At 68.5% G+C, this 22,120-nt stretch carries 26 protein-coding genes and 1 pseudogene; 8 read left to right on the plus strand and 19 right to left on the minus strand.

The genetic code is table 11. The features are described from left to right. Positions 1-3: 3 nt before the first annotated feature. The 14 genes from rplE to rpsJ form a co-directional block, all read right to left on the minus strand. Positions 4-561 (minus strand): 50S ribosomal protein L5, encoded by a 558-nt coding sequence (rplE, locus tag OG819_RS09185; protein ID WP_067367099.1) that lies wholly within the window; start codon positions 559-561, stop codon positions 4-6. After that, positions 561-884 carry a 50S ribosomal protein L24 gene (rplX, locus tag OG819_RS09190; protein ID WP_067367101.1) on the minus strand — a complete coding sequence of 108 codons (324 nt, stop codon included), beginning with the start codon at positions 882-884 and terminating at the stop codon, positions 561-563. Before rplX ends, rplE begins: the two co-directional genes overlap by 1 nt. Before the next feature lie 2 nt (positions 885-886). After that, the gene (gene rplN / locus OG819_RS09195) at positions 887-1,255 is read right to left on the minus strand and encodes a 50S ribosomal protein L14 (RefSeq protein WP_003998823.1); all 369 of its coding nucleotides are present in this window, start codon (positions 1,253-1,255) and stop codon (positions 887-889) included. Positions 1,256-1,455: 200 nt separating this feature from the next. Next, positions 1,456-1,740 (minus strand): 30S ribosomal protein S17, encoded by a 285-nt coding sequence (rpsQ, locus tag OG819_RS09200; RefSeq protein WP_067367104.1) that lies wholly within the window; start codon positions 1,738-1,740, stop codon positions 1,456-1,458. Next, the gene (gene rpmC, locus OG819_RS09205; protein WP_003998824.1) at positions 1,740-1,964 is read right to left on the minus strand and encodes a 50S ribosomal protein L29; all 225 of its coding nucleotides are present in this window, start codon (positions 1,962-1,964) and stop codon (positions 1,740-1,742) included. The genes rpsQ and rpmC overlap by 1 nt, the downstream gene beginning before the upstream one ends. After that, entirely contained in the window at positions 1,964-2,383 is a 420-nt protein-coding gene (rplP, locus tag OG819_RS09210) for a 50S ribosomal protein L16 (protein WP_010986348.1), read from the minus strand. The genes rpmC and rplP overlap by 1 nt, the downstream gene beginning before the upstream one ends. Positions 2,384-2,388: 5 nt before the next feature. Then, the gene (gene rpsC, locus OG819_RS09215; protein ID WP_067367107.1) at positions 2,389-3,225 is read right to left on the minus strand and encodes a 30S ribosomal protein S3; all 837 of its coding nucleotides are present in this window, start codon (positions 3,223-3,225) and stop codon (positions 2,389-2,391) included. Next, positions 3,225-3,572 (minus strand): 50S ribosomal protein L22, encoded by a 348-nt coding sequence (gene rplV / locus OG819_RS09220; RefSeq protein WP_003974262.1) that lies wholly within the window; start codon positions 3,570-3,572, stop codon positions 3,225-3,227. Before rplV ends, rpsC begins: the two co-directional genes overlap by 1 nt. Before the next feature lie 41 nt (positions 3,573-3,613). Beyond that, entirely contained in the window at positions 3,614-3,895 is a 282-nt protein-coding gene (rpsS, locus tag OG819_RS09225; protein ID WP_168494643.1) for a 30S ribosomal protein S19, read from the minus strand. 12 nt (positions 3,896-3,907) lie between these two features. After that, complete coding sequence (gene rplB, locus OG819_RS09230; protein WP_006376052.1) at positions 3,908-4,744, minus strand: 50S ribosomal protein L2; 837 nt, start codon at positions 4,742-4,744, stop codon at positions 3,908-3,910. A gap of 38 nt (positions 4,745-4,782) precedes the next feature. Then, a complete protein-coding gene (gene rplW / locus OG819_RS09235; protein WP_037626998.1) occupies positions 4,783-5,199 on the minus strand; it encodes a 50S ribosomal protein L23 in 417 nt (138 codons plus the stop codon). Beyond that, positions 5,199-5,855: a 50S ribosomal protein L4 gene (rplD, locus tag OG819_RS09240; protein ID WP_266437244.1), complete on the minus strand. Its 657-nt coding sequence runs from the start codon at positions 5,853-5,855 to the stop codon at positions 5,199-5,201. The genes rplW and rplD overlap by 1 nt, the downstream gene beginning before the upstream one ends. A gap of 5 nt (positions 5,856-5,860) precedes the next feature. Then, positions 5,861-6,505 carry a 50S ribosomal protein L3 gene (rplC, locus tag OG819_RS09245; protein ID WP_266648888.1) on the minus strand — a complete coding sequence of 215 codons (645 nt, stop codon included), beginning with the start codon at positions 6,503-6,505 and terminating at the stop codon, positions 5,861-5,863. Between the two features lie 17 nt (positions 6,506-6,522). Then, positions 6,523-6,831: a 30S ribosomal protein S10 gene (rpsJ, locus tag OG819_RS09250; protein ID WP_003948644.1), complete on the minus strand. Its 309-nt coding sequence runs from the start codon at positions 6,829-6,831 to the stop codon at positions 6,523-6,525. A gap of 650 nt (positions 6,832-7,481) precedes the next feature. Here rpsJ and OG819_RS09255 point away from each other — a divergent pair. Continuing rightward, positions 7,482-8,426: an SNF2-related protein gene (locus OG819_RS09255; RefSeq protein ID WP_266648889.1), complete on the plus strand. Its 945-nt coding sequence runs from the start codon at positions 7,482-7,484 to the stop codon at positions 8,424-8,426. A gap of 4 nt (positions 8,427-8,430) precedes the next feature. After that, positions 8,431-9,687 (plus strand): cytochrome P450, encoded by a 1,257-nt coding sequence (locus tag OG819_RS09260; RefSeq protein ID WP_266627562.1) that lies wholly within the window; start codon positions 8,431-8,433, stop codon positions 9,685-9,687. Positions 9,688-9,707: 20 nt separating this feature from the next. On the opposite strand, the pseudogene OG819_RS09265 reads toward OG819_RS09260, so the two are convergent. From OG819_RS09265 to rpsL, 5 genes and pseudogenes are all read right to left on the minus strand, one after another. Beyond that, positions 9,708-9,908: pseudogene (locus OG819_RS09265) on the minus strand (glycosyl hydrolase 115 family protein); the annotation flags it as partial. 110 nt (positions 9,909-10,018) lie between these two features. Further along, positions 10,019-11,212, minus strand: a complete 1,194-nt coding sequence (tuf, locus tag OG819_RS09270) for an elongation factor Tu (RefSeq protein ID WP_060900339.1) — start codon at positions 11,210-11,212, stop codon at positions 10,019-10,021. Between the two features lie 142 nt (positions 11,213-11,354). After that, positions 11,355-13,481 carry an elongation factor G gene (gene fusA / locus OG819_RS09275; protein ID WP_266437267.1) on the minus strand — a complete coding sequence of 709 codons (2,127 nt, stop codon included), beginning with the start codon at positions 13,479-13,481 and terminating at the stop codon, positions 11,355-11,357. 39 nt (positions 13,482-13,520) lie between these two features. After that, complete coding sequence (gene rpsG / locus OG819_RS09280; RefSeq protein ID WP_003992340.1) at positions 13,521-13,991, minus strand: 30S ribosomal protein S7; 471 nt, start codon at positions 13,989-13,991, stop codon at positions 13,521-13,523. A gap of 2 nt (positions 13,992-13,993) precedes the next feature. Continuing rightward, complete coding sequence (rpsL, locus tag OG819_RS09285) at positions 13,994-14,365, minus strand: 30S ribosomal protein S12 (protein WP_003948652.1); 372 nt, start codon at positions 14,363-14,365, stop codon at positions 13,994-13,996. Positions 14,366-14,919: 554 nt separating this feature from the next. Here rpsL and OG819_RS09290 point away from each other — a divergent pair. The 6 genes from OG819_RS09290 to OG819_RS09315 all read left to right on the plus strand — a co-directional run bounded on the left by OG819_RS09290 (position 14,920) and on the right by OG819_RS09315 (position 22,070). Further along, positions 14,920-15,576 carry a Crp/Fnr family transcriptional regulator gene (locus tag OG819_RS09290; RefSeq protein ID WP_266584832.1) on the plus strand — a complete coding sequence of 219 codons (657 nt, stop codon included), beginning with the start codon at positions 14,920-14,922 and terminating at the stop codon, positions 15,574-15,576. 225 nt (positions 15,577-15,801) lie between these two features. After that, the gene (locus OG819_RS09295; protein ID WP_266648891.1) at positions 15,802-16,611 is read left to right on the plus strand and encodes a hypothetical protein; all 810 of its coding nucleotides are present in this window, start codon (positions 15,802-15,804) and stop codon (positions 16,609-16,611) included. Then, positions 16,608-18,773 (plus strand): hypothetical protein, encoded by a 2,166-nt coding sequence (locus tag OG819_RS09300; protein ID WP_266648893.1) that lies wholly within the window; start codon positions 16,608-16,610, stop codon positions 18,771-18,773. Before OG819_RS09295 ends, OG819_RS09300 begins: the two co-directional genes overlap by 4 nt. A 32-nt stretch (positions 18,774-18,805) precedes the next feature. Continuing rightward, the gene (locus OG819_RS09305) at positions 18,806-20,146 is read left to right on the plus strand and encodes a PE-PGRS family protein (RefSeq protein WP_266627554.1); all 1,341 of its coding nucleotides are present in this window, start codon (positions 18,806-18,808) and stop codon (positions 20,144-20,146) included. Next, the gene (locus OG819_RS09310; protein ID WP_266648895.1) at positions 20,143-20,646 is read left to right on the plus strand and encodes a Pycsar system effector family protein; all 504 of its coding nucleotides are present in this window, start codon (positions 20,143-20,145) and stop codon (positions 20,644-20,646) included. The genes OG819_RS09305 and OG819_RS09310 overlap by 4 nt, the downstream gene beginning before the upstream one ends. Positions 20,647-20,672: 26 nt before the next feature. Further along, complete coding sequence (locus OG819_RS09315) at positions 20,673-22,070, plus strand: M48 family metalloprotease (protein ID WP_266627548.1); 1,398 nt, start codon at positions 20,673-20,675, stop codon at positions 22,068-22,070. The last annotated feature ends 50 nt before the right edge of the window (positions 22,071-22,120 follow it).

A 22,120-nucleotide genomic window follows, 5' to 3' on the forward strand; every position in this document is an offset into this window, starting at 1 on the left:
CGCTTACGCCTCCTTGAAGGGGAAGCCGAGGTGACGGAGAAGGGCACGGCCCTCAGCGTCGTTGGTCGCCGTGGTCACCACGGTGATGTCCATGCCCCGGGTACGGTCGATCTTGTCCTGGTCGATCTCGTGGAACATGACCTGCTCCGTGAGACCGAAGGTGTAGTTGCCACGGCCGTCGAACTGCTTGGGGGACAGACCACGGAAGTCGCGGATGCGCGGCAGCGCGAGCGACAGGGTGCGGTCCAGGAACTCCCACATGCGGTCGCCACGGAGCGTGACGTGGGCACCGATCGGCTGACCCTCACGCAGCTTGAACTGCGCGATGGACTTGCGGGCCTTGGTGACGGCCGGCTTCTGACCGGTGATCGTGGTCAGGTCACGGACGGCACCGTCCATGAGCTTCGAGTCACGGGCGGCGTCGCCGACACCCATGTTGACCACAATCTTGACGAGGCCGGGAACCTGCATGACGTTCTCGTAGGAGAACTCCTCAAGCAGCTTGCCCGCGATCTCCTCGCGGTACTTCGTCTTGAGACGCGGAGTCGTGGTGGTAGCCATCAGATGTCCTCACCCGTCCGCTTGGCAACGCGAACCTTGTTGCCCTCATCGTCGAAGCGGTAACCGACACGCGTGACGACCTTGTTGCCGTCCTTCTCCACGACGAGCTGAACGTTGCTCACGTGGATCGGGGCCTCGGTCGTGACGATGCCGCCGGCCTGGGAACCGCTGGCGGTCGGGCCGGCCTTGGTGTGCTTCTTGACCCGGTTGACACCCTCGACCAGGACGCGCTCGTCGCGCGGGTAAGCGGCAATGACCTTGCCCTGCTTGCCCTTGTCCTTGCCGGTGATGACCTGAACCGTGTCACCCTTCTTGATCTTCATGCTTACAGCACCTCCGGCGCGAGCGAGATGATCTTCATGAACTTCTTCTCGCGCAGCTCACGGCCGACGGGGCCGAAGATACGGGTGCCGCGAGGGTCGCCGTCGTTCTTCAGAATGACGGCGGCGTTCTCGTCGAAGCGGATGTACGAGCCGTCCGGACGGCGGCGCTCCTTGACGGTGCGAACGATGACGGCCTTGACGACGTCACCCTTCTTCACGTTGCCGCCGGGGATCGCGTCCTTGACGGTGGCGACGATGACGTCACCGATGCCCGCGTAGCGGCGACCGGAGCCACCGAGCACACGGATGCAAAGGATTTCCTTCGCCCCCGTGTTGTCGGCGACACGCAGTCGCGACTCCTGCTGGATCACGTCTATCTCCTGATTGTCTGCCGGTTCCCGCGGGGATCCCTTTCGGGTCGCCCCGCGAGCCTGGCGGAACCGTCCTGCGGGTAAGCCCCGCAGGAATTACTTGGCCTGTCGAGGGAGAAAACCTCCGCCGGGGGCCGGGCACCTGACGGTGCGGCAGGCCCCCGGCGGGGGGCAACGGGGGGACCGAGCCCCCCGTTTGATTACTTCGCCTTCTCGAGGATCTCCACGATGCGCCAGCGCTTCGTCGCGGACAGCGGACGCGTCTCCATGAGGAGGACGCGGTCGCCGATACCCGCGGCGTTCTGCTCGTCGTGGGCCTTCAGCTTGCTCGTACGGCGAATGACCTTGCCGTACAGGGCGTGCTTGACGCGGTCCTCGACGGCGACGACGACGGTCTTGTCCATCTTGTCGCTGACGACGAGACCCTCACGGGTCTTGCGGAATCCGCGCGCCTCAGTCGTTTCAGTCACGTTGCTCTCGCTCATCAGGCGCTCTCCACCGTTTCGATGCCCAGCTCGCGCTCACGCATCAGGGTGTAGATCCGCGCGATGTCCTTGCGGACGGCCTTGAGCCGACCGTGGTTCTCGAGCTGACCGGTCGCCGCCTGGAAGCGGAGGTTGAACAGCTCTTCCTTGGCTTCGCGAAGCTTCGCGAGAAGCTCCTCGTCACCCAGTTCGCGCAGCTCGGACGCCTTGGTACCGGCCGACATCACGCTTCACCTGCCTCGCGCTTGACGATCCGGCACTTCATCGGCAGCTTGTGGGCTGCGCGAGTGAGGGCCTCACGGGCGATCTTCTCGTTGGGGTAGGACAGTTCGAACATGACCCGGCCCGGGTGCACGTTCGCGATCCACCACTCCGGCGAACCCTTACCGGAACCCATGCGGGTCTCGGCAGGCTTCTTCGTGAGCGGGCGGTCCGGGTAGATGTTGATCCAGACCTTGCCGCCACGCTTGATGTGGCGGGTCATCGCGATACGCGCGGCCTCGATCTGGCGGTTCGTCACGTACGCCGGCGTGAGGGCCTGAATGCCGTACTCGCCGAACGAAACCTGCGTACCGCCCTTGGCCTGACCACGGCGCTTGGGGTGGTGCTGCTTGCGGTGCTTGACCCTACGGGGGATCAGCATGTCGGTCAGGCCTCCGTTCCGGTGCTCTCAGCCGGAGCGGCAGCCGCCGGAGCCTCGGCCTTGGGGGCCTCGGCAGCGGGAGCCTGCTGCGGCTTGCGGCCGCGGCCGCCACGCTCGCCACCACGGCCACCACGGCCGGCCGGGCGGTCGTTGCCGCCACCACGGGCCGGGCGGTTGCCGGCGCGGGCAGCGGCGTTCTCGGCGCGGACCTCGGCGATGTTCTTGACGTCGCCCTTGTAGATCCAGACCTTCACACCGATACGGCCGAAGGTCGTCTTGGCCTCGAAGAAGCCGTAGTCGACGTTCGCACGGAGCGTGTGCAGGGGCACACGGCCCTCGCGGTAGAACTCCGAGCGGGACATCTCGGCGCCGCCGAGACGGCCACCACACTGGATCTTGATGCCCTTGGCGCCGGCCTTCATCGTGCCCTGCATGCTCTTACGCATGGCACGACGGAAGGAGACGCGGGAGGACAGCTGCTCGGCAACGGCCTGAGCAACCAGCTGAGCGTCCGTCTCGGGGTTCTTGACCTCGAGGATGTTCAGCTGGACCTGCTTGCCCGTGAGCTTCTCGAGGTCACCGCGGATGCGGTCGGCCTCGGCGCCACGGCGGCCGATGACGATGCCCGGACGCGCGGTGTGGATGTCCACTCGCACACGGTCACGGGTGCGCTCGATCTCAACCTTCGAGATGCCGGCGCGCTCCATGCCGGACGTCATCATCCGACGGATGGCGACGTCTTCCTTGACGTAGTCCTTGTACAGCTTGTCGGCGTACCAACGGGACTTGAAGTCCGTGGTGATGCCGAGCCGGAACCCATGCGGGTTAACCTTCTGGCCCATTACCGGGTTCCTTCCTTGCTGCTGACGACCACGGTGATGTGGCTGGTCCGCTTGCGGATCCGGTAGGCACGGCCCTGGGCGCGCGGACGGAACCGCTTCAGGGTCGGACCCTCGTCGACGTACGCCTCGGAGATGAAGAGGCTGTCGGCGTCGGTGTGGTCGTAGTTGTGCGCGGCGTTGGCAATGGCGCTGTCAAGCACCTTGCCGACCGGCACGCTCGCGGCCTGCGGGGCGAAACGCAGGACCGCCTGAGCCTCCGTGGCATCCATGCCACGGATAAGGTCCACCACGCGGCGGGCCTTCATGGGCGTAACGCGGATGTACCGCGCCTGGGCCCTGGCTTCCATGGTTGTCCTTCCAGTGTCTGTCATGGTCATTCCACCCCGCGTTAGCGGCGCTTCGACTTCCGGTCGTCCTTGACGTGACCCCGGAAGGTGCGCGTCGGCGAGAACTCGCCGAGCTTGTGGCCGACCATCGACTCGGTGACAAACACCGGGATGTGGATCTTGCCGTTGTGCACCGCGATCGTGTGACCGAGCATGGCCGGGATGATCATCGAGCGACGGGACCAGGTCTTGATGACGTTCTTGGTACCGGCTTCGTTCTGAGCGTCCACCTTCTTTACGAGGTGGCCGTCAACGAAGGGTCCCTTCTTGAGACTGCGCGGCATCTAAACCCGCTCCTAGCGCTTCTTGTTCGTCTTGCGGCGGCGGACGATGTACTTGTTCGAAGCCTTCTTCGGCGAACGAGTACGACCCTCCTTCTGACCCCACGGGGAGACCGGGTGGCGACCACCGGAGGTCTTGCCCTCACCACCACCGTGCGGGTGGTCAACCGGGTTCATCGCCACACCGCGGACGGTCGGGCGAACGCCCAGCCAGCGCTTACGGCCGGCCTTACCCCAGTTGATGTTGCTCTGCTCGGCGTTGCCGACCTCGCCGACCGTGGCGCGGCAGCGCTGGTCGACCAGGCGGATCTCACCGGAAGGCATACGAAGGTGGGCCATCGTGCCCTCCTTCGCGAGCAGCTGCACCGAGGCACCGGCGGAGCGGGCGAACTTGGCACCGCCACCGGGACGGATCTCGATCGCGTGGATCGTGGTACCGACCGGGATGTTGCGGAGCGCCAGGTTGTTGCCCGGCTTGATGTCGGCCCCGGGACCGTTCTCGACGCGGTCACCCTGCGACAGGTTGCGCGGGGCGAGGATGTAGCGCTTCTCGCCGTCCGCGTAGTGCAGCAGCGCGATGCGCGCGGTGCGGTTGGGGTCGTACTCGATGTGCGCGACCTTCGCCGGCACGCCGTCCTTGTCGTGACGACGGAAGTCGATCACTCGGTAGGCGCGCTTGTGTCCGCCACCCTGGTGGCGAACGGTCACACGACCGGAATTGTTACGGCCGCCCTTGCTGTGCAGCGGGCGGACCAGCGACTTCTCCGGCGTGGACCGCGTGACCTCGACGAAGTCGGCGACGCTGGAGCCACGACGGCCCGGCGTAGTCGGCTTGTACTTGCGGATTCCCATTTCTCAGTCCTCGTCCGATATCGGACCAGGGCGCTCCGTTAGGAGGCCTGGCCGAAGATGTCGATACGGTCGCCCTCAGCGAGGGTCACGATTGCGCGCTTGCTGTCCGCACGCTTGCCGAAGCCCGTCTTGGTGCGCTTGCGCTTGCCCTGACGGTTGATCGTGTTGACCCCGGTGACCTTGACCGAGAAGACCGCCTGGACGGCCTGCTTGATCTGGGTCTTGTTGGCCCGCGGGTCGACGACGAAGGTGTACTTGCCCTCGTCGAGCAGCGCGTAGCTCTTCTCCGAGACGACCGGCTTGAGGAGCACGTCACGGGGATCCGTGAAGGACTTGCTCAGCGGGGTCTCGACGGTGTTCTTGCCCTCGGCCTCGTGGCGCTTCGCCTTGGCGACGCGCGCGGCCTTGGCGGCCTTGGCCGCCTTGGAGGCAATGCTCGGGTGACGCGTAGCCATCAGGCTTCGCTCCCTTCGGTGTCAGCGGCCTTGGGGCCAGACACGAAGGACTCGAAAGCGGCCTGGGTGAAGACCACGTCGTCCGAGACGAGAACGTCGTACGTGTTCAGCTGGCCCGGCTCCAGGATGTGGACCTGGGGCAGGTTGCGCGCGGAGAGCAGCGCGGCCTCGTCGGAGCGCTCGATGACCAGGAGCACGTTCTTGCGCTCGCTGACCTTGCCGAGGAAGCTCTTCGCGGCCTTGGTGGAGGGGGTCTCGCCCTCGATCACGCCGGTGATGACGTGGATGCGAGCGTTGCGGGCCCGGTCGGTGAGGGCGTGGCGCAGGGCCGCGGCCTTCATCTTCTTCGGGGTCCGCTGCGAGTAGTCACGCGGCGTGGGGCCGTGGACGACGCCACCGCCGGCGAACTGCGGCGCACGGGTCGAACCCTGGCGCGCGCGGCCGGTGCCCTTCTGGCGGTAAGGCTTCTTACCGCCACCACGGACCTCGCCACGACGCTTGACCTTGTGCGTGCCCTGACGGGCGGCGGCCAGCTGCGCGACAACGACCTGGTGAAGCAGCGGAATGCTGATCTTCTCTACGTCGAAGATCTCGGCCGGGAGCTCAACAGTCCCGGCGTTGTCGCCGGAGGGCGACAGAATGTCAATGGTGCTCATAGTCCTCAGGCCCCCTTGGCCGCGGTGCGGACCAGGACGAGGCCGCCGTTCGGACCAGGAACCGCGCCCTTGATAAGGAGCAGGCCCTTCTCCGCGTCAACGGCGTGAACGGTCAGGTTCTGGGTGGTGACCCGCTCGTTGCCCATGCGACCCGCCATGCGGAGGCCCTTGAACACACGGCCCGGGGTGGCGCAGCCACCGATGGAACCGGGAGAGCGGTGCTTGCGCTGGGTGCCGTGACCGGCGCCGAGGCCCTTGAAGTTGTGACGCTTCATGACACCGGCGAAGCCCTTGCCCTTGCTCTTGCCGGTGACGTCGACCTTCACGCCCGCCTCGAACACCTCGGCGGAGATCTCCTGGCCGAGGGTGTACTCGGAGGCATCCGCGGTGCGGATCTCGACGAGGTGGCGACGGGGGGTGACGTCGGCCTTGGCGAAGTGACCCTTGAGGGGCTTGTTCACCTTGCGCGGGTCGATCTCGCCGAAGGCGATCTGGACCGACTCGTAGCCGTCCATGTCGTTGGTACGCACCTGGGTGACGACGTTGGGGCCCGCCTTGACGACGGTGACCGGAACAACACGGTTGTTCTCGTCCCAAACCTGCGTCATACCGAGCTTCTCGCCCAGGATGCCCTTGATCTGCTTAGCCATTCTCAGATCACCGATCCCTAGAGCTTGATCTCGATGTCGACACCGGCCGGGAGGTCGAGTCGCATCAGAGAGTCAACGGTCTTGGGCGTCGGGTCGAGGATGTCGATCAGGCGCTTGTGCGTGCGCATCTCGAAGTGCTCGCGCGAGTCCTTGTACTTGTGCGGCGACTTGATGACGCAGTACACGTTCTTCTCAGTGGGCAGCGGCACCGGGCCCGCGACCGACGCACCAGTGCGCGTCACCGTCTCGACGATCTTCTTCGCCGAGGAGTCGATGACCTCGTGGTCGTAGGCCTTGAGCCGGATGCGGATCTTCTGTCCCGCCATGGCTACTCAGTAGTCCTTTGTCTCGTGAAAACGCTCTGGTACCCGGGGGCAAGCGTCCCGCTCTCCGACCCACGCGGTCGGGTGTGTCGCGCTCCTGCTGACAGGGATATCCACAGGGGATTTCCCTACCAAGGGACGCGGCTCAGCCCAAAAGACAACCGCAGGACCGGGGGCAGGCTGCATTCGATTTCCCAATGCATGGCCACCGGGTGCCTGGTCTGCACCCCGCTGACACTTCCCGGAAGATTCCCGTACGTCCGCCCCAGCGCTGCCTTACGACAGATAGGGCGACGAGTACTGTGGGACTCGCTTCCAGTCCTCCCGGCGGGAGGCGCGCAGCATCGGCACTCGACCGAGCAACCCCGTTAGTCTGCCATACGCGGTGGGGGGCTGGCCAATCGAGCCGAGGATCGTACCCCGAAGGTGACGCAGGTCAAACCCTGGGCTCACGGCAGGGCTCGCGCAGGTCTCCGCTCAGGGCATATGCGTCCGGCCCGGGTCTCACCACTCATTCCGCACCTAAGCTTTCACAAGCGCTGAAGAGAATGATGCCCGTGAAAGCTGGGGGGACGAGCGAAATGACCGTACAGCTGGACAATCCGGACACTGCTGAGGCACAGGACACCGGAGTACCAGCCCCAGGTCAGCGCGTGACCGTACGCAACCGCCCCTGGGTGGTCACCGACGTCGTCCGCTCGACCGCCGCCAGCGACGACCCGGCACGCGCCGCTGAGGCCGCAACCAGCCACCTGATCACCCTGTCCTCGCTGGAGAGCGACGGCCGGGACGAAGAGCTGCGGGTGGTGTGGGAGCTGGAGCAGGCGACGGATGTCCACGACCAGTACGAGCTGCCGTCTCCCAGCGACGGCTTCGACGAACCGGGCCGGTTGGACGCCTTCCTGGACGCCGTGCGCTGGGGTGCCATCGCCTCCGCCGACAAGACGGCGCTCCAGGCCCCGTTCCGCTCCGGCGTGGAGATCCAGGACTACCAGCTGGACCCCGTGGTCCGCGCCCTGTCCATGCCTCGTACGAACCTGCTGATCGCGGACGACGTAGGCCTGGGCAAGACGGTCGAGGCCGGTCTGGTGATGCAGGAGCTGATGCTGCGGCACCGCGCCCGCTCGATGCTGATCGTCTGCCCCGCTGGGCTGACGCTCCAGTGGCGGGACGAGATGCGGGACAAGTTCGGTCTGGACTTCCGGATCGTCAACACCAAGATGCTGCGGGAGCTGCGCCGCTCGGCCGGTCTGTACGTCAACCCGTGGACCCACCACCCGCGGCTGATCGTCTCGATCGACTGGCTGAAGCGCGAGCGCCCGATGCGCATGCTGCGCGAGCTGCTGCCCCAAGTGCCGGAATATCCCCGCGCCTTCGACCTACTGGTCGTGGACGAGGTACACACGTGCGCGCCGTCCGGATCGGGAAAGTACGCGGTCGACTCGCAGCGCACCCGGGCCGTGAAGCTGCTGGCCCCGCACTGCGAGCACCGCCTCTTCCTCTCCGCGACCCCGCACAACGGCAAATGCCTTCGGCGTTCCGCTGCTCCGCCTGGAGCACTCCCGCGCGACACCCCACCCCCCGCCCGCCCACGCTGAACGCATGGCAGAAGAGACCAGCACCCTCGCCGGGCGGCCCGAGCAGCCCCTTCCCCCTGTTCGGGACTGGCCCGCCGGTGAGCTGAACGCGACCGAGTTCGAGCCGGTGCTCGCGGGGCTGATGCGGGAGGGGCCGCTGACGCGGATCCGGCTTCCGTACGGGGAGGGCTGGGCGTGGCTGGCGACGCGCCACGACGACGTGAAGATGATCACGAACGATCCCCGGTTCAGCCGGCGGGAGGCCTCCGTCCGGCAGGTCACACGGCTCGCGCCGCACTTCGCGCCGCGGCCCGGGGCCCTGGCCTGGGCCGACCAGCCCGATCACAACCGGCTCCGGCACGCCGTCTCGAACGCCTACACCGTGAGCGCCGTGAAGCGCCTGCGCCCCCGCGCCCAGGACATGCTCGACGCCCTGGTGGACGCGATGGTGGCGGACGGCCCCCCGGCCGACCTGATCGAGCGGGTCCTCGAACCCTTCCCGATCAACGTCGTCTGCGAGGTCATGGGCGTACCCGTCGACGAGCGGCGGAAGTTGCACGACTGGACGCGGGAGATCATCAGCACGGCGGGCGGTGCCGAGGCCTCCGAGCGCGCCAAGAAGGGGCTCTTCGGGTGGATCGGGGATGCCGTGCGCGAGCGCCGCGACAGCGGGAGTGACGGTAAGAGCGACGGTGAGAGCGAGGACGTGCTGTCTCTGCTCGGTGGTGCCGTGCGGCGTGGTGAGCTGGAGGTGGAGGAGGCGATCAGCGTCGCCGGGCCGCTCCAGATCGGCGGCGAGGCCGTCACCAACAACACCGGCCAGATGTTCTACCTCCTCCTCACCCGGCCCGACCTGCTGGAACGCTTCCACAACGACCCCGTCTCCCGCCCGGCCGCCATCGAGGAACTCCTGCGCCACATCCCGCACCGCGCCGCCGTCGGCCTGCCCCGTATCGCCATGGAGGACGTCGACATCCACGGCACCCGCATCAGCACGGGCGATGCCGTCTATGTCTCCTACCTGGCCGCCAACCGCGACCCGGACGTCTTCCCCGACCCCGACCGGATCGACCTCGACCGGGACGCCGGTGCCCATGTGGCCTTCGGCAACGGGCCGCACTTCTGCACGGGCGCCGTCTTCTCCCGGATGCAGATCGAGCTGCTGATCGACACCCTGCTCGAGCGGCTGCCCGGGCTGCGCCTCGCCGTGCCCGCCGATCAGGTTCCCTTCCGGCAGCGCACGATGATCCGCGGTCCGGTGGCTCTGCCGGTCACCTGGTAGCGGTCGTAGTGGTCACCTGGGTCGCCGTCCGGCAGGCCGGTGTCGCCGCTTCCGCGCATCCCGAGGGTGGCAGCGTCCTCGAAGTCCTGGCGCGAGGCCATCCGACGGATGCCCTCGCGCCAGTACGCCTTGAGCGCGTCGGCGTTGCGGCGGAATGACCACTCCCCCGTACCGCCATACGGGTCATGGCCGGGCGTGACGACGGTTCCGGCGCTGTCGACGCCGGGCATCGGCCGCGACGAGCATGGCAAAGGGGCCCGTACGACCGAAGTCGTACGGGCCCCTTCAAGGAGCTCGCGAGGAGCTACCAGGCTGTCAAGCCAACAAGGACTTACTTGTTGATCTTGATGACCTGGCCGGCGCCCACGGTCCGGCCACCCTCACGGATGGCGAACTTCAGGCCCTCCTCCATGGCGACGGGCTGGATGAGCGAAACGGTCATCTCAGTGTTGTCGCCCGGCATGACCATCTCGGTGCCCTCGGGGAGGGTCACAACGCCGGTCACGTCCGTCGTACGGAAGTAGAACTGCGGACGGTAGTTGTTGAAGAACGGCGTGTGGCGGCCACCCTCGTCCTTGGACAGGATGTAGGCCTGGGCCTCGAACTCGGTGTGCGGCGTGACCGAACCGGGCTTGATGATGACCTGGCCGCGCTCGACGTCCTCGCGCTTGATGCCACGGAGGAGCAGACCGACGTTCTCACCGGCCTGACCCTCGTCGAGCAGCTTGCGGAACATCTCGATGCCGGTGACCGTGGTGGTGGTCTTCTCCTGCTTGATGCCCACGATGTCGACGGTCTCGTTGACCTTGAGGACACCACGCTCGATACGACCGGTGACGACGGTGCCACGACCGGTGATCGTGAAGACGTCCTCGATCGGCATCAGGAACGGCTTGTCGACGTCACGCTCGGGCTGCGGGATGTTCTCGTCGACGGCCTGCATCAGGTCGAGGACGGTCTGGCCCCACTCCTTGTCGCCCTCAAGGGCCTTGAGCGCCGAGACCTTGACGACCGGCAGGTCGTCGCCCGGGAACTCGTACTCGGAGAGCAGCTCGCGAACCTCGAGCTCGACGAGCTCCAGGATCTCCTCGTCGTCCACCATGTCGGCCTTGTTCAGGGCGACGACGATGTAGGGAACGCCGACCTGGCGGGCCAGGAGCACGTGCTCCTTGGTCTGCGGCATCGGGCCGTCGGTGGCCGCGACCACGAGGATGGCGCCGTCCATCTGCGCCGCACCCGTGATCATGTTCTTGATGTAGTCCGCGTGACCGGGGCAGTCGACGTGGGCGTAGTGACGCGTCTCGGTCTGGTACTCGACGTGCGCGATGGAGATGGTGATACCGCGCTGGCGCTCCTCAGGAGCCTTGTCGATCTGGTCGAAGGCCGAGGCCTCGTTCAGGTCCGGGTACGCGTCGTGCAGCACCTTGGTAATGGCGGCCGTGAGGGTCGTCTTACCGTGGTCGATGTGACCGATGGTGCCGATGTTGACGTGCGGCTTAGTCCGCTCGAACTTCGCCTTCGCCACTGGGTCCTCCTGTGGAGTGGTTCTGGTACGCCTTACTCATCGGCGCCAGGTGATCTTTGCTGGGATGCCGCCCGCCGGGGTCTGCCCTCCCGGGTGAGCCCCGGCGGTCGGTGTCAAGCCTAAAGCGTGTAAACGGTGTGTGTTACTCGCCCTTGGCCTTCGCGATGATCTCCTCGGCGACGTTCCGGGGAACCTCGGCGTAGGAGTCGAACTGCATCGAGTAGCTTGCGCGACCCGAGGTCTTGCTGCGGAGGTCGCCGACGTAGCCGAACATCTCCGAGAGAGGCACGAGGCCCCTCACGACGCGCGCACCGGCACGCTCCTCCATGGCCTGGATCTGACCACGGCGGGAGTTGATGTCGCCGATGACCTCACCCATGTAGTCCTCGGGCGTGGTGACCTCGACGGCCATCATCGGCTCGAGCAGCACGGGGCTGGCCTTGCGCGCGGCCTCCTTGAAGGCCTGCGAACCGGCGATCTTGAACGCGAGTTCGGAGGAGTCGACCTCGTGGTAGCCACCGTCGAGAAGAATGACGCGGACGCCCGTCATCTCGTAGCCGGCCAGGATGCCGAACTGCATGGCTTCCTGCGCACCCGCGTCGACCGAAGGGATGTACTCCTTCGGGATGCGGCCACCGGTGACCTTGTTCACGAACTCGTACGAGGCGTCGCCGCCCTCGATCGGCTCGATCGCGATCTGCACCTTGGCGAACTGACCGGTACCACCGGTCTGCTTCTTGTGCGTGTAGTCGTGACGCTCGACGGCCTTGCGGATCGTCTCGCGGTACGCGACCTGCGGCTTGCCGACGTTGGCCTCGACCTTGAACTCACGGCGCATACGGTCGACCAGCACCTCGAGGTGCAGCTCGCCCATACCACCGATGATGGTCTGGCCGGTCTCCTCGTCCGAGTGAACCTGGAAGGAGGGGTCCTCCTCCGCGAGACGCTGGATGGCGACACCCAGCTTCTCCTGGTCACCCTTGGACTTGGGCTCGATGGCGACCTGAATGACCGGCGCCGGGAAGTCCATGGACTCCAGGATGACCGGGTTCTTGTCGTCGGCCAGCGTCTCACCGGTGGTGGTCTGCTTCAGGCCCATGACGGCGACGATGTCACCGGCGCCCACCGACTCGATCTCCTCACGCTTGTTCGCGTGCATACGGTAGATCTTGCCGATGCGCTCCTTCTTGCCCTTGACGGAGTTCAGCACGGCGCTGCCGGACTCCAGGCGGCCCGAGTACACCCGGACGAAGGTGAGCTTGCCCAGGTGCGGGTCGCTCATGATCTTGAACGCGAGGGCGGAGAGCGGCTCGTCGTCGGACGGCTTGCGCTTGACGACCAGCTCCGGGTCCTTCACGTCGTGGCCCTCGATGGCCTCGACGTCAAGCGGAGTCGGCAGGTAGCGCACGACCGCGTCGAGCAGGGGCTGAACGCCCTTGTTCTTGAACGCGGTGCCACAGAACACGGGGGTGACCGTGACGTCGCTGGACTTGCCGGACGCGATGGTGACGCGACGGATCGCGGCGTACAGCTGCTCCTCGGTGGGCTCCTGGCCCTCCAGGAACAGCTCCATGATCTCGTCGTCGTGCTCCGCGACGGTCTCGACCAGCTTGCCGCGGTACTCCTCGGCAGCCTCGACGTGCGTGGCGGGGATGTCGACGACGTCGTACATCTCGCCCTTCGCCGCCTCGGCGGACCACACGAGCGCCTTCATGCGGACCAGGTCCACAACGCCCTTGAAGTCCATCTCGGCACCGATCGGCAGCTGCATGATGATCGGAACGGCGCCAAGCCGGTCCTTGATCATGTCCACGCAGCGGTGGAACTCGGCGCCGGTGCGGTCCAGCTTGTTCACGAAGCAGATGCGCGGCACGCCGTAACGGTCGGCCTGACGCCACACCGTCTCGGACTGCGGCTCGACACCGGCGACACCGTCGAACACCGTGACGGCACCGTCGAGGACGCGCAGCGAGCGCTCCACCTCGACCGTGAAGTCGACGTGCCCCGGGGTGTCGATGATGTTGATCGTGTAGTCGTTGTCCTCGAGCGGCCAGTGACAGGTGGTGGCAGCAGAGGTGATCGTGATGCCACGCTCCTGCTCCTGCTCCATCCAGTCCATGGTGGCAGCGCCGTCGTGGACCTCACCGATCTTGTAGCTGACGCCGGTGTAGAAGAGGATCCGCTCGGTGGTGGTCGTCTTGCCCGCGTCGATGTGGGCCATGATCCCGATGTTGCGGACCCTGGCCAGGTCAAGTGAAGTGGTAGCCATAAGGCTTCGGTCTTCTCTCGGTCTCGATGGGGGTAGCGACTACCAGCGGTAGTGCGCGAAGGCCTTGTTGGACTCGGCCATCTTGTGGGTGTCCTCGCGCTTCTTCACAGCGGCACCGAGGCCGTTGGAGGCGTCGAGAAGCTCGTTGAGCAGACGCTCGGTCATGGTCTTCTCGCGACGGGCGCGGGAGTAACCGACGAGCCAGCGCAGCGCGAGCGTGTTGGCACGACCGGGCTTGACCTCGATCGGAACCTGGTACGTCGCACCACCGACACGGCGGGACTTGACCTCGAGGGTCGGCTTGATGTTCTCCAGCGCGCGCTTCAGCGTGATGATCGGGTCGTTGCCCGTCTTCTCACGCAGACCCTCCATGGCGCCGTAGACGATGCGCTCGGCGGTGGAGCGCTTGCCGTTGAGCAGCACCTTGTTGATGAGGGAGGTCACCAGAGGGGAACCGTAGACCGGGTCGATGATGACCGGGCGCTTCGGGGCGGGGCCCTTACGAGGCATTTCTACTTCTCCTTCTTGGCGCCGTAGCGGCTGCGGGCCTGCTTGCGGTTCTTGACACCCTGGGTGTCAAGCGAACCACGGATGATCTTGTAGCGAACACCCGGCAGGTCCTTCACACGGCCGCCGCGCACGAGCACGATGGAGTGCTCCTGCAGGTTGTGTCCCTCACCCGGAATGTAAGCGGTGACTTCGATCCCGCTGGTCAGACGCACACGCGCGACCTTACGCAGGGCCGAGTTCGGCTTCTTCGGGGTGGTCGTGAACACACGCGTGCAGACGCCGCGACGCTGGGGCGAACCCTCGAGTGCGGGCGTCTTGTTCTTCTCGACCTTGTCCTGCCGGCCCTTCCGGACCAGCTGCTGGATCGTAGGCACTACTTCTCCGGTTTCTGTGTGCCGAATGGTGAAGCTAACCTGGAACATCTCCGACCCACGCGGTCGGGTGTGTCGAATGCTGCAGACTCCCGCCGCGAGGCGAAAAGGGCGCAGATTACGGTGGCCGGTTACGGCTCGCCTTGCGGTTTGAAGGCACGCACGCGAGCCAGGGCACACCCCAGGCACAAGGTCTGAGCGTACCTACCTCAACGACTTCGGTCAAAACAAATGCTGTCCAGGGCGACACGCCGGACTTCTCGCCACGTCAGCGCGGTGCCCCCGTACGGGTGGTTGTCGGGCCGGCCTTAGCGCATTCCCGGGGCGCTCGTCCCCAAAAGTTTCCGATCCCCGACGGTACCGCGCAATCTCTGTCCACCGCCGTGTGGCCTTCAGTACCTTGATCGGTCGGCTGCGGCGATCGGGGGACCATGACGGCAGCACACGCACCGGACTCATCCGGGTCATCGGGCTCATCCGGGTCATCGGGCTCGTCGGACTTACCGGGTTCGTGGGATTCGTCGGGCTTACCCGGCGACGGGGGGCTCGACGACCGGGTGCCGTTCCTGGCCCGGCTGGAGAGCGAGGACCGCTCGGCGCTGCTCGCTCTCGGTCACGAGCTGTCGTACGCGCCCCGGATGGTGCTCCTGCACCAGAGCGAACCGTCCTCGCACGTCCTGTTCGTCACGCACGGCTGGACGAAGGTGACCGCGGCCGCCTCCAACGGCTACGAGGCGCTGCTCGCGCTGCGCGGCCCCGGCGACGTCATCGGGGAGTCCGCGGCGCTCACCGGGCGCCCCCGGTCGGCCACCGTGACGGCCCTGGAGCCGGTCCGTACGGTCGCCGTCGAACGCGGCCGCTTCACCGAGTTCCTCGCCCGCTCCCCCGCCGTCTCCTTCGCCCTCCTCGGCCTCACCTCCGACCGCACCCGGGCGGCGGACCGGCGCCGCCTGGAGTTCGCCTCCCTCAGCGTGCGGGAGCGCTTCGCGATCCTGCTGCTGGACCTCGCCCGCACCCACGGCCGGCGCACCGGCCAGGGCATCGAGCTCTCCGTCCCCCTGAGCAAACAGGAACTCGCCGGATCGGTGGGGGCCTCCCGGGAAATGGTCCAACGCCTGCTGAAGGACCTGCGGGAACGGGGGGTCGTGATGACCGGGCGCCGGGCGCTGGTGATCGTGCGGCCGGATGTGCTGCGCCGGATTGCGCGGGGGTGAGGTGGATCTGATGCCGGGTGTGGTGTCTGGGCGGGTGGGTCGCTGCGGGTGCGTGGGGGCTGGTCGCGCGGTTCCCCGCGCCCCCAAAGACCTCGGGGCGGCGGGGGCGAGGGACCGCCCGTTCTGTGCACGCCGTCACACTCCGACTGCGTCATCCGCCCTCACGACACCACAACCCTGCCCGTCACTCTTCTGCCACTGCCGCACCACCTGCGAGAGGCGACCATGACCGACCCCGTGAGCCGGACGATCCTGTTGCTCGACATCGAGAAGTACAGCGACCGGGACGACATCGAGCAGGCGTACCTGCGGCGCATGCTGTACGACGTCGCCGACCGCACCCTGGAGCGCGCCGGCATCGACGAACGCCTGCGCCTGCGCGCCGACCGGGGCGACTCCGTGATGGAGCTGATCGACGCCAACGCCTCCGTCACCGCACTGCTGCGCGCCCTGCTCACCGAGGTCCCCACCCAGCTGCACGCGGTCAACCGGATGGCGTCCAGCTCGGCACAGATCCGGCTGCGGGGCGTCGTCGCCACGGGCTACGTCGCCGTGGACGAGCACGACGGCTGGGTCGGCTCCGATCTCAACCACGCCTGCCGCCTCCTCGACGCCCAGCTGCTGCGCGCGGCCCTGCGGGAGCGGAGAGACGACTTCGCCCTGTGTGTCTCGGAGAGCGTGCACACGGGGATCGTGCGGCACGGTCACGCGGGCATCCCGGCGGAGGACTTCCACGCGGTGACCGTGGACAGCAAGAACGGCCCGCTGCGGGCCTGGCTGCACGGCCCGGTGCCGGACGCCGACAACGACCACAGTGAGAAGGGGGGAACCTCGGTGCCGGGCGCCAGCTCGGGGGAGCGTCCGGCACCGAGGCGGGACGACCGGCCGGAAACCCGGGCGGGCGCCGTCTTCCACTTCGACGGAGGCGCCCCCACCTTCGGCGGCAGCCTCGTCGGCGGCGACCAGCACGGCGTGTCGGGCGGCCAGGTCACCGGAGACGTCCACCTCGGCGGGTCCGGGGGTGAGTCGGCGTGACGGTGCCTCCCCCCACCACGCCGACCCCCGACGACGTACACCCGAAGGACGTACACCCCAAGGACCCGCACCCGGCCCCCGGACCGGACACCCGGCACGAAGACGGGGAAGGAGACGGGGAACAGGAGCGGACGCAGGAGGCGCGCGCGGCTCAGCGCGAGCTCTTCGCGCACACCCCGGGGTTCATTCTCGGCTCGGCCTCGTCCTTCGGCGGGAGTCTGGTCGGCGGCGCCCAGCACGGCGTGTCCGGCGGCGAGGTCGCCGGTGACGTGTTCATGGGCGGCAAGACGGAGATCCACCACCACGGCTCGGCGGCGTCGGCGGCGTACGCCTCCGGAGAGATCCCGCGGCGCCACCTCGAGGACCTGGACGCCGTCTTCGTCGAGAGCCCCGCCTACGTCGCCGCCCTGGACCGGCTTCGCGAAGAACGCGTCCTCGTCCTCGCCGGCGCCCACGCCACCGGCCGCCACGCCGCCGCGCTGATGCTCCTGCACCGCCTGGGCGTGCCCTCCGTGCACGCCCTCTCGCCGGAGACCAGCCCGGCGGCCCTGAGCGCCCCGCTCACCGCACCCGGCGGGCACGTCCTGCGCGATCTGCCGCTGAGCCGCAACCGGTCGCTGCGCGACACCCATCTCCACGCGGCCCGCGACCAGCTGAAGAAGGTCGACGGGTATCTCGTGGTGACCGTCGAGAACTCGCCTTTCCTGCTGGGGGCCACCGCCGCCGTCTGGCAGCCTCCGGAGGCGTCGGCGGTCGTCCGCGCGTATGTGAGCAGGCACCGGGCGCACGACGCCGACGACCTCCTCGCTCTCGCCCCGGTGCGGGACTTCCTCGCCCGGGGCCACCATCAGCCCGCCGAGGCCGCCGAGTTCGCGAAAGAGCTGGCCGGGTTCGACGGCGGTGAGGCGGCCACGGCCCGGCTCGCGGAGTTCGGTCAGGCGGCCGTGGAGCAGCAGTGCCGGGAGTGGCTGAGCGACCCCGAGTCGACGCTGCGGGACAAGGCCTTCCTCATCTCGCTCGCCGTCTTCGACCGGGCGCCGTACGTCCTCGCCGCCGAGCTCGCGGACAAGTTGTTCGTGCACTTCCAGCGCTTGCAGCACCCCGAAGAGCCGCCGGAGATCCCGGTGTTCGGGCTCGCCGCCGAAACCCGTCTCGCGCGGGCCCGCGCCGAGGGGGAAGTGCGGAACGAGACGACCGAATGGGGCTCCGTGCCGCAGTTCACCGCGTTCTTCCGGAAGGAGAACACCCCCCGCGCCCTGCTCACCGAGGTGTGGACGGGCCATCCCTCCGCCCGGCCCGCGCTGATCGCCTGGCTGAAGGAGCTGGCCCGCGACGGGCGTCCCGTCGTACGGACCCGGGCCGCCGCGGCCACCGCCATGCTCGCGCTCGCCGACCTGCCCTCCGCGGTCGCGCTGCTGATCGACGGCTGGGCGGTGTCGAAGACGTTCGGCCCCCGGGTCACCGCCGCGAACACCCTCACGCTCGCCCAGCTCCTCGACGCGCCCGTCGTCCTGCGCCTGCTCACCCAGTGGTGCACGGACGCCCACTGGGCCCGCCGCTGGACCGCGATCCGGGCGTTCGGACTGCTCGCGCCGCTGCGCCCGCATCTCGCGAGCACGGCTTTGAGCGCCCTCGCGACCCGCGCCCGCGCCGACAACAGCAGCCCGGCCGAGGCGGCCAACCTGATCGAATCCACCGCCCTGCTGCTCTCCGTGGGCCTCAGGCGCGGCGAGATGCTCTCCGAACTGGTCCGGCTGCTCCACCACGACACCCCCGCGGTCCGCGCGCTGGCACTGGGCGCCTTCGTACGGGCGTGCGACAACGCGGAGGAGGGCGCGCTCGTCGAGTGGTACGCCGACATCGGCATGTACCAGGCGGACTCGGCCCGTGACCTCGCCACCCTCTGGCGCACCGCCCTCGGCGACCGCGCCCACACCCGGGGCGCCCTGAACGCCCTGCACACCTGGGTGTACGTGGCCGAGCACCGCCCGGACGCGGCCCAGGCCCTGGAGCTGCTGCTGCCCGCGCTGGTCGTCACGGCGGACGACCACAAACGCCTCAGCCACGAACTGCGCACCCTGCGCGGCCGGGACGGCGGCCCGCGCCCGCCCCTCGCCGACCGTCTGTTCACCGCGCTGCGTCCCACCGTCCCGACACCCTGAAACCCTGACACAGAGTTACGAGGAGTTGACCCATGGCGGAATTCCGCCGCCCGCCGGAGTGGCAGCAACAGGCCGACAGACACACGATGTTGATCGACCCGGTGCTCACCGTGCGGCCGATCTCCCGCTTCGACTACACGGCCCGGCGGCCGGTCTCCGCGATCGACCACGCGCTGGTGTTCGCCACCGTGGGCGGCGCCTACGACGCCTACATGCCCCCACACCGGCCGAGCCGCACGGACGCCGCGACCCGCCGCTACACCTCGGTCTACGAGGTCGACATGGGCAGCCACCCGGTACAGCTGGAACTCGAACTGCCCAGCGACGACGACGCGTTCTCGTTCAGCGCCACCGCCGATCTGACCTGGCGCGTCTCGGACCCGATCGCCTACGTGGCCGGCGGCGAACGCGATGTGCCCACCCGGCTCACCCGTGAACTCCACCAGTTCGCACGGCCGGTCAGCCGGCGGTTCTCCATCGAGGACAGCCGGGACGCCGAGGCCGAGGTCCAGTACGCGGTCGAGAGGGGCGTCTTCGCCGACGGCATCGGGCTCGCGGTCACCTGCGTGGTGCGGTTACGCCTGGACGACGACGCGATCGCGCACCGGCGGCGTAAGCGGGCGCTGCGCTACGAGGCCGACATGCTCGACCCCGAGCACGAGTACCGGCTGCGCCAGGCCGAGCAGTTGCACGAGCTGGAGGTGCTGCGCCAGACGCAGTCCCAGGAGCTGATGGCCCAGAAGATCGCCTTCTACCAGTACCACCTGCAGCACGGGGGTGTCGCCCAGTGGGCCTTCCACCTCGCCGCGCACCCCGAGGACACCCGGATGGTCATCAACGCACTCCAGAAGGACCAGCTCTCCGCCATCGAGAGCCAGCTGGAGCTGATCGCCGGAGACACTCTGGAGGACTACCAGAAGGCCGAGTCGGCCCGCTCCACCCTGCGGGTCGTCAAAGAACTGAACAGCCGCCAAGAGGCCCCGCCGGGGCCCCCGGTTCCCGGCCGGCCGACGCCCCCACCCGGTGGCGTACCGCAGCCGCCGTACGACTCCTCACAGCCGTACGGGGCCGCCGCCCAGCCCTATGGCGGCGCTCCAGCCCCCGGAGGCGTACCGGGCGCCCCCTACACCCCGCCCGGGCCGCCCGTGTCCCACCCGCCTGGGCCGCCCATGTCCCACCAGCCGTACGTCCCGCCCGCGCCCGCAACCGTGCCGCCGGGGCCCTACCAGGCCGAGCCTCCGGCCCCCGCCGGGACCCCGTACGACCAGGCCCCGCCGCCCCCGGCCGTCGCCCCCACGCCCGTCATTCCGCCCGCACCCTCCGCCTATCCGCCACCCCCGCCCCCGGAGTCGTCCGGGACGGGACCGGAGTGACCACCACCGCTCCCGGCACCAGAACCGCCGAACGGCTGCTGGACGAGCTGCGGGGCGAGATCGCCCGGGCCGACAGCAAGGCGTCCGTGCTGGTGGCGGCGCTCGGCATGACGGCGGGGGTGTTCAGCGGGCTGCTGGCCGGACGGAACTGGTCGCCGAGCTCGCTCTCGGCGCCCGGTACGGCCGTCTGGTGGACCGGCGCCCTGGCCCTCGCCTTCGCCCTGTTCTCGCTGCTGCTCGCGGTGCTCCCCCGGTACCGCGCCAGTTCGTGGGCCCCGGGCCGGCCCCTCTGTTTCTTCGGAGACATCCAACAAGCCGTACGTGAAGGACAGTTGGCGACCGCTCTCGCCGACACCGACCGCGACCCCGCCGCCGGACTCACCGCGGCGCTCACCGAGACCAGCCGTATCGCCGCCCGCAAGCACCAGTGGATCCGCACCGGACTGATCGCCTTCTGCGCGGGCACGGTGCTGCTTCCCGCCGGGCTGCTCATCGGCTGACGTCCCCGTCCTGAAGGAGCCCCACCTTGTCCTACCCGCCAGACCCGGCCGCCCCGGAGCCCGGCCCCGCCTATCCGGAGCCCCCGTACCCGGGCACGCCGGCGCCCCCGTCCTATCCGGGCGCCGCGCCCCAGTACCCGGGAGGCGCCGCGACACCACCGCCGTACCCGGGAGCCTCCGCGACGCCGCCCCCCTACCCCGGGGCCGCCGCTCCCCCACCCCCATACCCGGGGACCCCCGCACCCCCGTCCTATCCGGGCGCCGCACCCCAGTACCCGGGGGCCGGGGCCGCGCCTTCGTACCCCGCGGCTCCGCCCGCCCACCCGGGGGCCGCGCCCACGTACCCGAGCGGACCACAGCCCCCCACCGCCACCGCACCGCCGTACATCCCGCCCCAGACGCCCCCCATGCATACGCCCTCCGCCGCCGCACCGCCCACACCTCCAGCACCGCCGGAGGCCACCGCTCCCGACGACCTCGACTACCGGCACGCGGGCTCCCGCGTCCACGTGGCCGCGCACCAGCGCGGGGCCGACGCCACCGCGATCGGGCAGCTGGCCGTCCAGGTGCCGGGCTTCCTGGTGAGCCTCGCCGTGGTCGCCTCGTTCGCCGTGGGGATCCTCGGCACGGCCATGGGCTGGCTGGTCATCCTCGCCTGGCTGGCCTCCGGGGCGCTCGTCTTCCACCGGCCCACCGAGCTGGCCTTCGCCCGGCACATGATGAAGCTCAGGGTGCCGCTCGCGGAGGAGCGGGCCCGTCTGGAGCCGATCTGGCGCGAGGTCACCGCCCGTGCGGGCATCGAGGCACACACGTACGAGCTCATGGTGGAGAACAGCACCGACCTGAACGCGGTGGCGGCCGCCGGCCATGTCGTCGGGGTCACGACGTACGCGCTGAACGAGATTCCCAGCAGCAACCTCGCCGCCGTACTCGCCCATGAACTCGGCCATCACACCGGCGGTCACGCCTGGACCGGCCTGCTCGGCTACTGGTACTCGCTGCCAGGACGGATCGCCTGGGCCTTCATGCGGGGCATCGCCCGGATCGCGATCCGGGTCGCGAGTGTCTTCTCGCTGGCCGCGACCGGGATGGTCTACCTCTTCATCGGAATGTTCGTGATCGGCGGATTCGTCGCCGCCTGGTACATCACCGTTCCGCTCGTCATCGCCCCCTACCTGCTCGCCTACGTGGGTCGCCAGGGCGAGCTGCGTGCCGACCGGCAGGCCGCGGACCTCGGCTTCGCGCCCCAGCTGGCACAGGTCCTGTACCACTTCCAGGCCCAGGAGGACGCGGTGAAGGCGCAGGCCGCGGCGCAGGGCAGGAAGCTCAAGGAACCGGGCGGCCTGGCCAGGCTGCTGACCACCCACCCGGACAACTACACCCGGCTCCAGGCACTCGAGCCCTACCTCCAGCTCAGCCGCTGACCACGGACGACCGGCACCGGACAACGCCGAAGGGCGGCCACCCCGTACGA

The organism is Streptomyces sp. NBC_01549 (assembly GCF_026339955.1).
In the GTDB taxonomy this organism is placed as follows: Bacteria; Actinomycetota; Actinomycetes; order Streptomycetales; family Streptomycetaceae; genus Streptomyces.